Annotated in this window: 12 protein-coding genes; 6 read left to right on the forward strand and 6 right to left on the reverse strand. The window is 74.3% G+C overall.

The features are described from left to right. The first annotated feature begins 28 nt into the window (after positions 1 to 28). The 4 genes from E4U92_RS04890 (at position 29) to E4U92_RS04905 (ending at position 3,453) form a co-directional block, all read left to right on the forward strand. Positions 29 to 844: an SAM-dependent methyltransferase gene (locus E4U92_RS04890; protein WP_137299008.1), complete on the forward strand. Its 816-nt coding sequence runs from the start codon at positions 29 to 31 to the stop codon at positions 842 to 844. A 119-nt stretch (positions 845 to 963) separates the two neighbouring features. After that, complete coding sequence (gene narJ / locus E4U92_RS04895; protein WP_137299009.1) at positions 964 to 1,458, forward strand: nitrate reductase molybdenum cofactor assembly chaperone; 495 nt, start codon at positions 964 to 966, stop codon at positions 1,456 to 1,458. Positions 1,459 to 1,576: 118 nt separating this feature from the next. After that, positions 1,577 to 2,155 (forward strand): TetR/AcrR family transcriptional regulator, encoded by a 579-nt coding sequence (locus E4U92_RS04900; RefSeq protein WP_137299010.1) that lies wholly within the window; start codon positions 1,577 to 1,579, stop codon positions 2,153 to 2,155. An 86-nt stretch (positions 2,156 to 2,241) separates the two neighbouring features. Beyond that, positions 2,242 to 3,453, forward strand: coding sequence for an SGNH/GDSL hydrolase family protein (locus E4U92_RS04905; protein WP_137299011.1), 1,212 nt, complete (start codon positions 2,242 to 2,244; stop codon positions 3,451 to 3,453). On the opposite strand, the gene dnaK is transcribed toward E4U92_RS04905, so the two are convergent. The 6 genes from dnaK to E4U92_RS04935 form a co-directional block, all read right to left on the reverse strand. Continuing rightward, positions 3,450 to 5,330: a molecular chaperone DnaK gene (gene dnaK, locus E4U92_RS04910; RefSeq protein WP_137299012.1), complete on the reverse strand. Its 1,881-nt coding sequence runs from the start codon at positions 5,328 to 5,330 to the stop codon at positions 3,450 to 3,452. The two genes, E4U92_RS04905 and dnaK, sit on opposite strands and share 4 nt — an antisense overlap. Positions 5,331 to 5,459: 129 nt before the next feature. Beyond that, on the reverse strand, positions 5,460 to 5,888 hold the full coding sequence (locus tag E4U92_RS04915; protein WP_137299013.1) for an OsmC family protein: 429 nt from the start codon (positions 5,886 to 5,888) through the stop codon (positions 5,460 to 5,462). A 140-nt stretch (positions 5,889 to 6,028) separates the two neighbouring features. After that, the gene (locus E4U92_RS04920; RefSeq protein WP_137299014.1) at positions 6,029 to 7,828 is read right to left on the reverse strand and encodes a vWA domain-containing protein; all 1,800 of its coding nucleotides are present in this window, start codon (positions 7,826 to 7,828) and stop codon (positions 6,029 to 6,031) included. Continuing rightward, a complete protein-coding gene (locus tag E4U92_RS04925) occupies positions 7,825 to 8,886 on the reverse strand; it encodes an ATP-binding protein (RefSeq protein ID WP_137299015.1) in 1,062 nt (353 codons plus the stop codon). The genes E4U92_RS04920 and E4U92_RS04925 overlap by 4 nt, the downstream gene beginning before the upstream one ends. A gap of 114 nt (positions 8,887 to 9,000) precedes the next feature. Then, positions 9,001 to 11,112: a phage holin family protein gene (locus E4U92_RS04930; RefSeq protein ID WP_137299016.1), complete on the reverse strand. Its 2,112-nt coding sequence runs from the start codon at positions 11,110 to 11,112 to the stop codon at positions 9,001 to 9,003. Between the two features lie 139 nt (positions 11,113 to 11,251). Further along, the gene (locus E4U92_RS04935; RefSeq protein WP_137299017.1) at positions 11,252 to 11,653 is read right to left on the reverse strand and encodes a hypothetical protein; all 402 of its coding nucleotides are present in this window, start codon (positions 11,651 to 11,653) and stop codon (positions 11,252 to 11,254) included. 83 nt (positions 11,654 to 11,736) lie between these two features. On the opposite strand from E4U92_RS04935, the gene E4U92_RS04940 reads away from it, so the two are divergent. Beyond that, positions 11,737 to 12,510: an MBL fold metallo-hydrolase gene (locus E4U92_RS04940; protein WP_168725032.1), complete on the forward strand. Its 774-nt coding sequence runs from the start codon at positions 11,737 to 11,739 to the stop codon at positions 12,508 to 12,510. After that, entirely contained in the window at positions 12,507 to 13,130 is a 624-nt protein-coding gene (locus tag E4U92_RS04945; RefSeq protein ID WP_137299018.1) for a DedA family protein, read from the forward strand. Before E4U92_RS04940 ends, E4U92_RS04945 begins: the two co-directional genes overlap by 4 nt. The last annotated feature ends 79 nt before the right edge of the window (positions 13,131 to 13,209 follow it).

Genomic DNA, 13,209 nt, shown 5'->3' on the forward strand with positions numbered 1-13,209 from the left:
CCGAGCCGACCCCAGGAGTGAACCGCGTATGTCCGGAACCGACGCCGCGCAGCCGGCCGTCGACACCAGCCGACCGCACCCGGCCCGGGTGTACGACTGGTGGCTCGGCGGCAAGGACAACTACCCCGTGGACGAGGAGCTGGCCCGCCGCATCCTCGCCGTCGACGGCACCGTGCTGCGCGGGGCCCGCGCCAACCGGCGCTTCATGCAGCGCGCGGTGCGCACCGTCGCGGAGGCCGGGATCCGCCAGTTCCTCGACATCGGCACGGGCATCCCCACCGAGCCGAACCTGCACCAGGTGGCACAGGGCGTCACCCCCGAGGCGAAGGTGGTGTACGCGGACAACGACCCGATCGTGCTGCGCCACGCGGAGGCCCTGCTGCGCGGCACGCCGGAGGGGTCCACCCAGTACGTGCACGCCGACGTCCGCGACATCGACACGCTGCTGTCGCGGGCCGCCGGTTCGCTGGACCTGGACCGCCCCGTCGCGCTGTCCCTGGTGGCCCTGACCCACTACCTGGGGGACGACCCGGAGGGGGACGACGTGTACGGGCTGCTCGGCCGGTACGTGGACGCGCTCGCCCCCGGCAGCTACCTGATCCTGTCCCAGGTCACCCCCGACCTCAGCCCGGAGGCGATCGAGAAGGCGGCGAACAGCTTCCGCGCGTCCGGGACGCCGTTCCACCCGCGCTCGCTGAGCGAGTTCTCCCGGTTCTTCGCGGGTCTGGAACTGCTCGGCCCGGGGGTGATCCCGGTGTCGGGCTGGCGCCCGGAGCCGGTGGACGTCGCGATCCAGGCGGAGGGCATCGTGCCCGTGTACGCGGGGGTCGCGCGCAAGCCCTGACCCGTCTGCGCCGGGTACCCGTACGGGTGCCGTGAACGGGTGCGCTCCCGCGCCCGCCCCTAGGTTGGCTGGGCAGGGGGCGAGGGAGCGCAGGTACCCGACGACAGCAAGGAGCCGTGATGCCCTCGGACCAGGTGCTGTACCAGGCCGCCGCGTTGTGTCTGACCTACCCGGACGAGGACTTCCACGCACGGCTCCCCCTGGTGCGCGAAGCGGCGCCCCAGCTCCGGGAGTTCACCGACCACGCGGCCGTCACCCCACCGCGGGAGCTGGCCGCGCACTACGTGGAGGTCTTCGACGTCAGGAACCGGCACGGCCTGCACCTGAGCCGGTGGCGGGACCCAGACGCCCCAGGGCGCGGGACGCCGCTGGAGCGCTGCACAGAGGCATACCGGGCGTACGGCCTGGAGTTCAGCGGCGAGGAGCTGCCGGACTACCTGCCCGCGGTGCTGGAGTTCACGGCCCGCACGGGGGACACACAGCTTCTCACCGAGTACCGGGACTCCGTGCGCGGGCTCCGCACCCGGCTGACCGAGGACGGCACCCCGTACGCGTCCGTCCTGGACGCGGTGTGCGCCACACTGCCGGCCGTAGGCACCGACGGCCCCCTATGACCACACCCCGGCGGAACCCCCCTCTCACTTCCTACGCCTCTCGACTATTTGCCTATAACCTGTAGGAAGATGCACACTGTCTTCAGGCAGACAGGCACGCGATCGAGAGAGGAAGCCCATGGCGCGCGTCGGACTCACCCCGGAGCGGCTCGCCCGGGCGGGTGCGGAACTCGCGGACGAGGTCGGCTTCGACCAGGTCACCGTGTCCGCGCTCGCCCGGCGCTTCGACGTCAAGGCGGCGAGCCTGTACGCGCACGTGCGCAGCTCGCAGGACCTGCGGACCCGGATCGCCCTGCTCGCCCTGGAGGAACTCGCCGACCGCGCGGCCGACGCGCTCGCCGGCCGGGCGGGGAAGGACGCCCTGACCGCGCTCGCCAACGTGTACCGCGACTACGCCCGGGAACACCCCGGCCGGTACGCGGCGGCGCAACTGCGGCTCGATCCGGAGACCGCCGCCGCGAGCGCGGGCGTGCGGCACACGCAGATGACCCGCGCGCTGCTGCGCGGCTACGACCTGACCGAACCCGACCAGACCCACGCCGTGCGGCTGCTGGGCAGCGTCTTCCACGGCTACGTCAGCCTGGAGCTGGGGGGCGGCTTCAGCCACAGCGCCCCCGACAGCCAGCAGACCTGGACCCGTGTCCTGGACGCGCTCGACGCGCTGCTGCGCAACTGGCCGGAGCCCACCGGCTCCTAGGGGGTGTCCCGCGCCCCCTCCTGGCCCCCGAGCCACCCGCCCGGGTCCACTCCCCCGTGGCCCCTTCGTCAACGGATCGAATCGACATGCCCACCGACTGGATCACCACGCCCCTCACCGCCGACCTGCTGCGCGGCGCCCTCGACCTGGAGGACACCGAGTTCGGCCTGCTGCCGCACCGGCTGCCCGCCCGGGCCCGCGCGCAGGCCGCGGACCCCCAGCTCGGCCTGGCCGAGCAGCAGCCCTCCGGCGTGCGGCTGGTGTTCCGCACCCGGGCCACCGCGGTCGAGCTGGACACCCTGCCCACCAAGCGCGCCTACGACGGCGCGCCGGCCCGCCCCGACGGCGTCTACGACCTGCTGGTCGACGGCCGGCCCGCCGGGCGGGCCACGGTGGCCGGGGGCGACACCCTGACCGTGGACCTGACCAGCGGGGCCACCGCGTACCGCCGCGGCGAGGTCGGCACCGCCCGCTTCACGGGCCTGCCCGCCGAGGACAAGACGGTGGAGATCTGGCTGCCGCACAACGAGATCACCCGGCTGGTCGCGCTGCGCTCCGACGCCCCCGTCGAGCCGGCGCCCGCGGACGGGCGCCCGGTCTGGCTGCACCACGGCAGTTCCATCAGCCACGGCTCCGACGCGGCGAGCCCGAGCACCACCTGGCCCGCCCTGGCCGCCCGGCTCGGCGGCGTGGAGCTGGTCAACCTGGGGTTCGCCGGCAGCGCCCTGCTCGACCCGTTCACCGCGCGGGCGATGCGCGACACCCCGGCCGACCTGATCAGCGTCAAGATCGGCATCAACGTGGTCAACACCGACCTGATGCGGCTGCGCGCCTTCGGCCCGGCCGTGCACGGCTTCCTCGACACGCTCCGCGACGGCCACCCGGACACCCCGCTGCTGGTGGTCTCGCCGCTGCTGTGCCCCATCCACGAGGACACTCCGGGGCCCACCGCGTACGACTTCTCCGCGCTGGCCGAGGGGCGCCTGCGGTTCCGGGCCGCCGGGGACCCGGCCGAGCGTGCCGCCGGGAAGCTGACGCTGACCGTCGTACGGGAGGAGCTGGCCCGGATCGTGGCGGAGCGGTCGGCCGAGGACCCGCACCTGCACCACCTGGACGGGCGTGAGCTGTACGGCGAGGCCGACGCCGCCGAGCTGCCGCTGCCGGACGAGCTGCACCCGGACGCCGAGACCCACCTGCGCATCGGTGAACGCTTCGCCGAGCGGGTCTTCACCGACGGGCCGTTCGCCGGTCGGCACGTCGCGCGGTCCGACGGGTCGGGCGGTGGGGCGCGAGATTAGACGACCCCTCCGCGGGTGTCACGGTCGTCGTCGACGATCTCCGCGTCGACCACGCCCTCCTCGTCCCGGCCGGGCGCGGCGCCCTGTCCCGCGGCGGCCGACGCGCCGTCGCCGGGCGGGGTCTGCTGGGCCTGTGCGTACAGCGCCTGTCCCATCTTCTGGCTGACGGCGGCGAGCCGGTCGACCCCGGCGCGCAACTCGCCGGTGTCCGCGTCGCGTTCGAGCAGGGCCTTGAGGTCGGTGAGCGCCGACTCGACCTCGGCGCGGGTGTCGGCCGGGACCCGCTCGGCGTTCTCGCCCAGGAACTTCTCGGTCTGGTGGACGAGTTGCTCGCCCTGGTTGCGGGTCTCGGCGGCCTCGCGGCGCCTGCGGTCCTCCTCGGCGTACTGCTCGGCCTCGCGCATCATGCGGTCGATGTCCTGCTTGGGCAGGGCGGAGCCGCCGGTGACGGTCATCTTCTGCTCGCGGCCGGTGGCGAGGTCCTTGGCGGAGACGTGCATGATGCCGTTGGCGTCGATGTCGAAGGCCACCTCGATCTGCGGGACCCCGCGCGGGGCGGGCGGCAGACCGGTGAGGTCGAAGACGCCGAGCTTCTTGTTGTACGCGGCGATCTCGCGTTCGCCCTGGTACACCTGGATGCCGACCGAGGGCTGGTTGTCGGCGGCGGTGGTGAAGATCTCCGAACGGCGCGTGGGGATCGTGGTGTTGCGCTCGATCAGCTTGGTCATGATGCCGCCCTTGGTCTCGATGCCCAGGGACAGCGGGGTGACGTCGAGCAGCAGCACGTCCTTGACGTCGCCGCGGATCACCCCGGCCTGGAGGGCGGCGCCGACGGCCACCACCTCGTCGGGGTTGACGCCCTTGTGCGGGTCCTTGCCGGTGAGTTCGCGCACCAGGTCGGTCACCGCCGGCATCCTGGTGGAGCCGCCGACCAGGATCACGTGGTCGACCGCGGACACCTTCACTCCGGCGTCCTGGACCGCTTGGTGGAACGGCGTCCGGCAGCGGTCCAGCAGGTCGGCGGTCAGCTCCTGGAACCGGGCGCGGGTCAGCTTCTCGTCCAGGTGCAGCGGTCCCTCGGCGGAGGCGGTGACGTACGGCAGGTTGATCGCGGTCTCGGAGGACGAGGACAGCTCGATCTTGGCCTTCTCGGCGGCCTCGCGCAGCCGCTGCACGGCCATCCGGTCGCCGGCCAGGTCGATGCCGTACTGCGCCTCGAAGCGCTGCACGAGGTGCTCGACGATCCGCTGGTCCCAGTCGTCGCCGCCGAGGTGGGTGTCGCCGTTGGTCGCCTTGACCTCGATGACGCCGTCGCCGATCTCCAGCAGCGACACGTCGAACGTGCCGCCGCCGAGGTCGAAGACCAGGACGGTCTGCTCCTCGCCGCGGTCCAGGCCGTAGGCGAGGGCGGCGGCCGTCGGTTCGTTGATGATGCGCAGCACGTTCAGGCCGGCGATCTCACCGGCCTCCTTGGTGGCCTGGCGCTGGGTGTCGTCGAAGTAGGCGGGCACGGTGATCACGGCGTCCGTGACGTCCTCGCCGAGGTAGGACTCGGCGTCCCGCTTGAGCTTCTGCAGGACCCGGGCCGACAGTTCCTGGGCGCGGTAGCGGGTGCCGTCGGCCGGCTCCCGCTCGGGGAAGCGCCAGTGCGCGTCGCCCATGTGGCGCTTGACGGAGCGGGCCGTGCGGTCGACGTTGGTGACCGCCTGCCGCTTGGCGACCTCCCCGACCAGCACGTCGCCGTTCTTGGCGAAGGCGACGACGGACGGGGTGGTCCGCGCGCCCTCCGCGTTGGCGATCACGGTGGGTTCGCCGCCCTCCAGGACGGCCACCACCGAGTTGGTGGTCCCCAGATCGATCCCGACCGCGCGTCCCATCGCTGTCCCCTTCCGCCCGGGCCGACCAGACAGCTTCCCGTTCCAGCACAGGACGCGCGGGGGTGCTTGTCAATGGGACGGCCGGCCCGCCGCGGGCCGCCCCCGGGGGACGGCCCGCGAAGACGCGGTTCAGGCCAGCTTCGCCGACAGCGTGATCGGGACGGCCTTGAGGGCCTGGCTGACCGGGCAGCCCGTCTTGGCCTCCTCGGCGACGGAGGCGAAGGTGTCGCCGTCGATGCCGGGGACGGTGCCCTCGACGGTGAGGTGGATGCCGGTGATGCCCTCGCCCGGCTGGAACGTCACGTCGGCGGAGGTGACCAGCCGGGTGGGCGGGGTGCCGGCCTTGGCGAGCATGTTGGAGAAGGCCATGGAGAAGCAGCTCGAGTGGGCGGCCGCGATCAGCTCCTCGGGGCTGGTCCTGCCGTTCGCGTCCTGGGCGCGGGAGGCCCAGGTGACCGGCTGCTCGCCGATGGCGCCGGAGGAGTCGAAGGTGACGACGCCGTTGCCCTCGAGCAGGTCGCCTTCCCAGACGGTGTGTGCGGAGCGCGTGGTAGCCACGATTCTTCCTTCTTTCCCTGGATCGTCGGTCGTCGGTCGGTCTCCGGGTCCCGTCGTCGGGACCCGTACCCCATCCGATCACATCCGGGCCCCCGTACGGCGAACAGCCGGCCGTCGGTCCGGTGGCCGTGCCGCCCGCCTCACCGGACCCGGAACACCGGCCCGCGCGGGGTGAAGGGCAGCAGGCGGCCCTGCGGGACGAGGTAGGCGTGCTCGCGCCGCACCCGGAGCGTGTCGCACCAGCCGTCCGTGATCACCAGGACGGGCGCGCCGGGCGGGAAGTCGTCCGCGCGCTGCAGCAGGTCGATCCCGGGCTGCAGGACCGTACCGCCGCGCCCGTGCACCCGGACCCGGCCCGCGATCTCGGTGACCGGCAGGTAGCCGGCGTCGTGCGGCGCGGCGTCGCAGAACACCACCCGGGCGGCCGGGACGTCGCGGGCGGCGGCGTAGGAGGCGATCGCGCCGAGCGCCTTGCCGAGCAGCGTCCGGTCCATGGAACCGGAGGTGTCCAGGACGACGCCGAAGGTGCACCGGGCGACCTCCTCGGGCGGGAAGTACCGTCCGGCGCGCGGGATGCCGGGCGTGGCGGCCTGCCGGCGCGAGGGACGCGCGTAGGACCGTAGGGCCTCCGGGCGGGGGACGAACTCGTCGAACCAGCGGGCGAGTTGCGCGTCCCACGGCAGGGGCGGGTGGTCCAGGGCGCGGATCTCCTCGACCAGGCCGGCGGGGAGCAGGCCGCGCTCGTGGTGCTGGTGGAGGTCCAGGCCCTGGGCGAGGCCGCGGCGGTAGAAGCCGTCGAGGTCGACGTAGTCGCGGGGCGCGCCGAGCGGGGCACCGAGGACGTCGCCCAGGCCCCTGCCGCGCAGAGTGGCCAGGCGCCGCAGGCGGCGCAGGTCGCCGGCGATGCGGTCGTAGACCTCCTCGGCGGACAGCCCGGCCAGCTCCGGGTCGTGCAGCAGCCCCTCCGGCATCGTGCCGACCTGCATCTCGCGCAGCCAGCCGTTGACGACGTAGTCGCACGCGACGTTGAAGAGGTACGGGTCGCGGGTGCCGCAGCGGTCGCCGTGGCGCAGGGCGGCGTGCAGCATCTCGTGGGCGAGGACGAACCGCCACTCCTCGTCGTCCAGGGTGCGCAGCGGGTTGACGTAGATCTCGCCGGCCTCCGGGTTCACGGCGGCGACGGAGATGCCGTGGGCGCGGGCGAGTTCGGCGTCGGCGACCAGGGTGATCCCGGCCGCGATGCCGCCGAGCAGGGGGTACGAGGAGACGACCCAGCTCAACGCCCGCTGCCAGGGCCGCTGTTCCGGCTCCTCGCCGTCGAGCGACGTACGCCGCCCGCCCGCCATGTCCATCGCGGCGGACACCGTGCGGGTGAGCGCGGCGGCGAACGCGAGCTGCCAGTCGGGCAGTGCGCCCCGCCACGGCAGCCACTCGAGGAGCACCTGGTCGGGTGCGCTCCCGGCGGTGCCGCAGCGTTCGTACGCGGACGGGACGCCGTCGCGCCGCCAGCGGGCGGCGAGGCGCTCCTCGTCGCCGTCGGGGTAGCCCGTCGGCAGGTGGTCGGGGGCGCGGCCGACGGGGAAGCCCAGCAGGAAGCGGTTGACGACGGCGCAGCGGGCGGCCAGGTCGGCGCGGTCGGGCTGGACGCGCCGGCCCCGGGCGGACGGGACGTGGCCGAAGCCCAGGTGGAGCACGGCGTGGGCGAGGGCCCAGGCCCAGGCGGCCGGGTCGGCGAGACGGTCCGGGTGGGCGTGCAGGGTGCCGTCGGAGTCGACGACGACCAGGCCGTCGCGCGGGGCGAGTTCGCACCCCTCGGCGCGGCAGGTGCCGAACTCCACAGCTGCCAGCGCCGGGTTGGCCCGCACCAGCCGCAGGCCCTCGGCGAACGCCTCGGCTGCGACGTCCCGCTTCTTGCCCTTCTTCGCCGGGGCGGGGCTCACCGGCGGGCCTCCACCAGGCGGGGCATGTCCCGGGCGGCCTCAACCAGGAACCAGGCGGGCAGCACGGGGTTGCCGTCGGCGTCGGAGGCGATCACGGTCTGGGCGACCTCGACGGAGATCTCGGCGAGCTGCACCAGCAACGACTTGGCGCGGTGGGCGACCTGGCGGCCGTTCGCCGACATGTGCTCCTTGTCGGCGGGCAGTTCCTTGACCAGCCGGCCGCGGAAGGAGTCCGCGAGGTAGTACAGCAGGTCACGGTCCTCCAGGCGGTGCGGCCAGCGGGCGTCGCCGCGCAGGACGGCCTCGATGCCGAACCGGCTGCGCACGATCTTGACGTAGCCGCAGAACGCGGAGGCGTGGGCGGGGGTCAGCGTGCCGTGCGCGAGGACCTTGAGGGTGTCCTCGTCGAGGTCCGGGCCGAAGGAGTGCAGCGCGTCGGAGAGCATGTGCCAGGAGCGGGGCGTGGAGAACGGCTCCTCGGTCTTGGGCGGCTTGGACCACAGGTGGTCGGGGCGGTCGGTGAGGTGGTCCACGACCCACGGGTGGATGCCGTTGGCCGCGGCCCACGCGAGCCAGTCCTGGGGGGACGCCTCCAGGTGGACGTGGGTGAGCCGGTTGACCAGGGCGGAGGCCAGGGGGCGGGCGAGGGCGTTGTCGGTGGCGCGGTTGCCCGCGCCGATGACGATGGAGCCCTTCGGCAGTTCGTAGCTGCCGATGCGGCGGTCGAGGATCAGGGAGTAGAACGCCTTCTGCACGTCGGGCGTGGCCGCGTTCAGCTCGTCCAGGAACAGGCAGTACGGCTCGTCGCGGGCGATGGCCTCGGGCGGGCAGAACACCGAGCGCCCGTCGCGGATCTGCGGCACGCCGATCAGGTCCTCGGGGGCGAGCTGCGTGCCCAGCAGGCTCACGCACTCCAGGCCCAGCGACTCGGCGAACTCCCGCACCAGGGAGGACTTCCCGATCCCGGGGGCTCCCCACACGAACACCGGCCGCACGGTGGCGAGGCCGAGGAGGAGTTCGGGCATGCGGGAGGGCGTGACGGTGACGGCGGCCTGCAACGCAGGTGCTCCTTGCTGGGGTTCGGCGACGTTCGTTCCGGACCAGTGTGTGCGCGGGTCCTGGCGGGCGCAGCCGAATTTCGGGCGGCGGCACGGAAGCCGGGCCGGCCTCGCTCAGGCCGCGTGCTCCTCCCGCTCCGTCTCCGCCTCCCGCACCGGTTGCACCGGCACCTGCGGCCCGTTCGACTCGCGCAGCCAGCGGCGCAGCACGCGGTGGACCTGCTCGGCCCCGGCCAGCTCCTCCCCGTCGGCCACCGGCGCGGACAGCTCCAGCGGGGAGAGCAGGAAGGGGCGGGCCTGGGCGCCGCCGAGGCCGCCGTGGGAGCCGATCTGCTCCTCGAACGCCAGGACCTCGCCGTCGGCCGGGTCGTAGAAGGAGTTGATCATGATGTCGGCGGTGTGCGGGAAGGAGTGCGTACGGCGCACCGCGTCGGCGGCGCCCGGCCCGAACGGCGCGAGGGGCCCCTGCCCGTCCTCCAGGTCGGCCACCGGGATCTGCGCGCCGTGCGCGCCCAGCACCAGCCCGCCGTGCACCTCGCTGCGCACCAGCAGGAAGCCGATGCCGGGGTGGTGGGCGAGGGTGGTGAGCAGCGCGGGGTGGCGGGCGTCGATCTCCTCCTTGCTCATGCGGTGCGGCACGTCCGGGAAGGACACCAGGCCGAGGTTGCCGGAGGCCAGCACGACGGGCTCGGAGCGGCGGGAGAGCCGGTGGCGCTCCTCGCGGTCCTTGACGGGCCACCGGCGCAGGGCGGCGCGGACGGCGGCGCGGGCCTCGGTGCCGCTGCGGGTGCGCTCGGCCCGGCGCGGCACGGGCAGTCCGCAGCCGGCCCGCACCAGGTCGCCGAGGGTCAGGCCGTAGCGGGAGCGGAAGGTCTCGCCCGGGCTCTGCCCGTGGTCGGACAGCACGACGACGCGGTACGGGCGGGGCGCGTGCTCGGCGACCTTCTCGATGAGGGCGAGCGAGCGGTCGAGGCGGGCGAGGACCCTCTCGGCGTCCCGGCTGAGCGGTCCGGAGTGGTGGGCGACCTCGTCGTAGGCGACCAGGTCGGCGTAGACGGCGGTGCGGCCGGCGAGCAGGTCGCCCATGACGGCGGCCACCACGACGTCCCGCTCGACGACGGTCGCGAAGGCCCGGACCAGCGGGTAGAGGCCGGCGCGGGAGACCCGCGGGCGGCGCTTCTCCAGGCGGGCGCGGGTGGACTGGCCGATCTCGCGGGCGACCTCGGCGACGAAGGACAGCGCGGTGCGCACGGCGTTGGCCGGGTCGGAGAAGTAGGCGAAGTACCCGGCCCGGGAGCGGGTGTCGCGTCCGCGGCGGCCGATGGCGATGGACAGCACGAGGGCCTGCTCGTCGGCGCCGCCGCCGAAGAGGTTGCCGCGGCTGGCGCCGTCCGCGGTCAGCAGTCCGCCGTCGCCGGTGTGCGCCGTGGCGCGGCGTTGCAGCTCGGCGGCGCCGGTCGGCCGGTTGCAGACCATCACCTCGCCGCGGTCCTTCTCGTACCAGCGGAAGGCGGGGACGTCGTGGTTGGAGCCGTGCAGGATGCCGAGCTGGCTGGCGCCGGTCTGGCTGGACCAGTCGGTGCGCCAGGGCGTGAGCCGGTGGGTGGCCCCGGGCTGCCGCCGCACGGGCCCGTCGGGGTGGCCGAGCCAGCGGGCGACGGTGGGCATCAGGCCCTTGCCGACGGCGGTGAGCAGGACGTCGTGGCCGACGCCGTCGAGCTGGAGGAACAGGGTGCCGTGGGTGGGCGGGCAGGTCGGCGCGGTGCGCCGGCGGCGGTCGGCGAGGCGGTACAGGCGGCGCCGGTAGGCGTCGTCGTCGCGCACGACCAGCGCACCGCCGGTCGCGGAGGCCACGGCGGACATGACGGCGGCGACGATCACGGCGGTCTCCGGCGCCGCCTCGCTCTGTCCGGACGGGTTCAGGCGCAGCGCGACGAGCAGCAGGGAGCCGTTGAGGAAGAACACCAGCAGGCCCAGCACGAGGGCCGGGACCAGTAGCAGGAACCGCACGAGCAGCGGCCAGACGAGCGCCGACAGCAGACCGAAGACACCGGCGGCGACGGCGGCCGTCACGGCTATGGTGGTGGCGCTGTCGCCGTCGGCGGACTGCAGCCGGAAGTCCGGCAGGATGCCCGCCAGCACGAGCATCGTGACCGTCGAGACGCCCCACACCGCGGCGCTCCGCCCGATCTGGGACACGGCCCGCCGCCACCGCCCTCCAAGCACGCCCTGCCCACCTCGCACGTCCCCGGCCCGCCCGTGGAGGGGGGCCTGTTCATCGCCCCCAGACTGTCACACCGGCCGCCGGCCGCCGGGCACCGCGGCCCTCCTGGGCGACCGGGGCTCCCACGGCGCCGGCGCGGCCTCAGCGGCCGTCGTAGCCGGCCGTCGGCATCGACAGCCTGCGGTGCACCCGGGCCTTCATCTGCGCGTCGTACGCCGGTTCCGCGCCGCCCACGGTCTCCACCCGCACGCCCCGCCGGGCGCACTCGGCCGTGAAGTCGTCCACCGACGACAGCGCGCTCTCCAGCACCCGCCGGCTGGGCGCGACGAACAGGTCGACGCCGGGCCGCACGCCGTCCCAGAGCACGCAGTGGTCCGGCCGCAGCGCGCAGACCACCAGTTCCCGCGCGACGACGTAGCCCTGCTCCTGCGCCCACCGCGCGCACATCGCGTGCTGGGTGCGGGAGTCCACCAGGAAGGGATCGGCGTCCAGCTCCTGCAACGGCGTCAGACTCGCGATCGCCGTGACGCGGACCGGTCCCATGGCGTCCCCCTCACCTCCGGGTTTCGCCAGCGACCCTACTCCTGCCCGTAGGCTTCGGGGAGTCGCGCGAAGGAGGCAAAGAGGTGCCGGTGGAGATCACCTGGTGGGGGCACGCCACCGCCACGGTCGAGGACTCGAACATACGTGTGCTCACCGATCCCCTGTTCGCCCGCCGCCTCGCCCACCTGCGCCGCCGCCGCGGCGAACTCCCCCCGCCCGCCGCCTGGCGGGCCGACCTCACGCTCGTCTCCCACCTGCACGCCGACCACCTCCACGTGCCCTCGCTGGCGCGCCTCGCGCCCGGCACGCGCGTGCTGGTGCCCCGGGGCGCGCCGCGCGCCGTCCCCGGCCTGAGGCGCCTGGCGCACCTGGACCTGACCGAGGTGGTCCCGGGCGACGAGACGTCCGTGGGCGACCTGCGCATCCGCGTGGTGCCCGCGCGGCACGACGGGCGCCGGCTGCCGTTCGGACCGCACCGCTCCCCCGCCCTCGGCTACGTCCTGCAGGGCGAGGCCCGCACCTACTTCGCCGGGGACACGGGCCTGTTCGACACCATGGCCGACGAGGTCGGACCGGTCGACGTGGCGCTGCTGCCGGTGGGCGGCTGGGGCCCGCACCTCGGCGAGGGGCACCTCGACGCCGAGCGCGCCGCCCGGGCGCTCGCCCGGCTGGCGCCGCGCAGCGCGGTGCCGGTGCACTACGGCACGTACTGGCCGATCGGGATGGACGGGGTGCGCCCCCACGAGTTCCACGCGCCCGGTGACGACTTCGTCCGGCACGCCGCGTCGCTGGCGCCGCAGGTGGACGTGCACCGGCTCGGGCACGGGGAGAGCGTGCGCCTGGAGGTCGCCCGGTGAACTGGCTGGCCGTCACCGCGACGACCCTGCCGACCCAGTCCACGCAGCAGGCGCTCGGCTACCCCTCGTTGTTCCTGCTGGTGCTGTTCGGGGCGCTGGTGCCGGTCGTGCCGACGGGCGCGCTGGTGAGTTCCGCGGCGGTGGTGGCGTTCCACCAGACCGCGCCGTTCTCGCTGGCGCTGGTGTTCGTGACGGCGTCGCTCGCGGCGTTCCTCGGGGACGCCACGCTGTACTGGCTGGGGCGGCGCGGGATGAAGTCGAAGAACGGCTCGCGCTGGCTGGAGGCGATACGCTCCCGCGCGCCCGAGGACCGGCTGGAACAGTCCCAGGAGAAGCTGGCCGAGCACGGGGTGGCGGTGCTGGTGCTGTCCCGGCTGGTGCCCGCCGGGCGCATACCCGTGATGCTGGCCTGTCTGATGGCCGAGTGGCCGCTGCGGCGGTTCTCGCGGGGGAACCTGCCCGCGTGCCTGGCCTGGGCGGTGACGTACCAGGTGATCGGGATACTCGGCGGTTCGCTGTTCCCGGAGCCGTGGGAGGGCGTGGTGGCGGCGATCGCGCTGACCGTGGTGGTCAGCGCGGTGCCTGGGGTGGTCCGACGGCTGCGGGGGGCGTCGCGGTAGCGCGGGGCCGGTGCGGCGGTTGCGGGGCTCGCGGTGGTCAGGGACCGGTCTGACGGCTCCGGGACCGCGAGGGTCAGGG

Origin of the sequence: Streptomyces galbus (genome assembly GCF_005280195.1) — a bacterium.
GTDB lineage: Bacteria > Actinomycetota > Actinomycetes > Streptomycetales > Streptomycetaceae > Streptomyces > Streptomyces galbus.

Coding starts and splice junctions, on each gene's coding strand:
- E4U92_RS04935 (WP_137299017.1), bottom strand. CDS start 11,653: ATGGGACCGGTCCGCGTCACGGCGATCGCGAGTCTGACGCCGTTGCAG.
- E4U92_RS04890 (WP_137299008.1), top strand. CDS start 29: ATGTCCGGAACCGACGCCGCGCAGCCGGCCGTCGACACCAGCCGACCG.
- E4U92_RS04905 (WP_137299011.1), top strand. CDS start 2,242: ATGCCCACCGACTGGATCACCACGCCCCTCACCGCCGACCTGCTGCGC.
- narJ (WP_137299009.1), top strand. CDS start 964: ATGCCCTCGGACCAGGTGCTGTACCAGGCCGCCGCGTTGTGTCTGACC.
- E4U92_RS04900 (WP_137299010.1), top strand. CDS start 1,577: ATGGCGCGCGTCGGACTCACCCCGGAGCGGCTCGCCCGGGCGGGTGCG.
- dnaK (WP_137299012.1), bottom strand. CDS start 5,330: ATGGGACGCGCGGTCGGGATCGATCTGGGGACCACCAACTCGGTGGTG.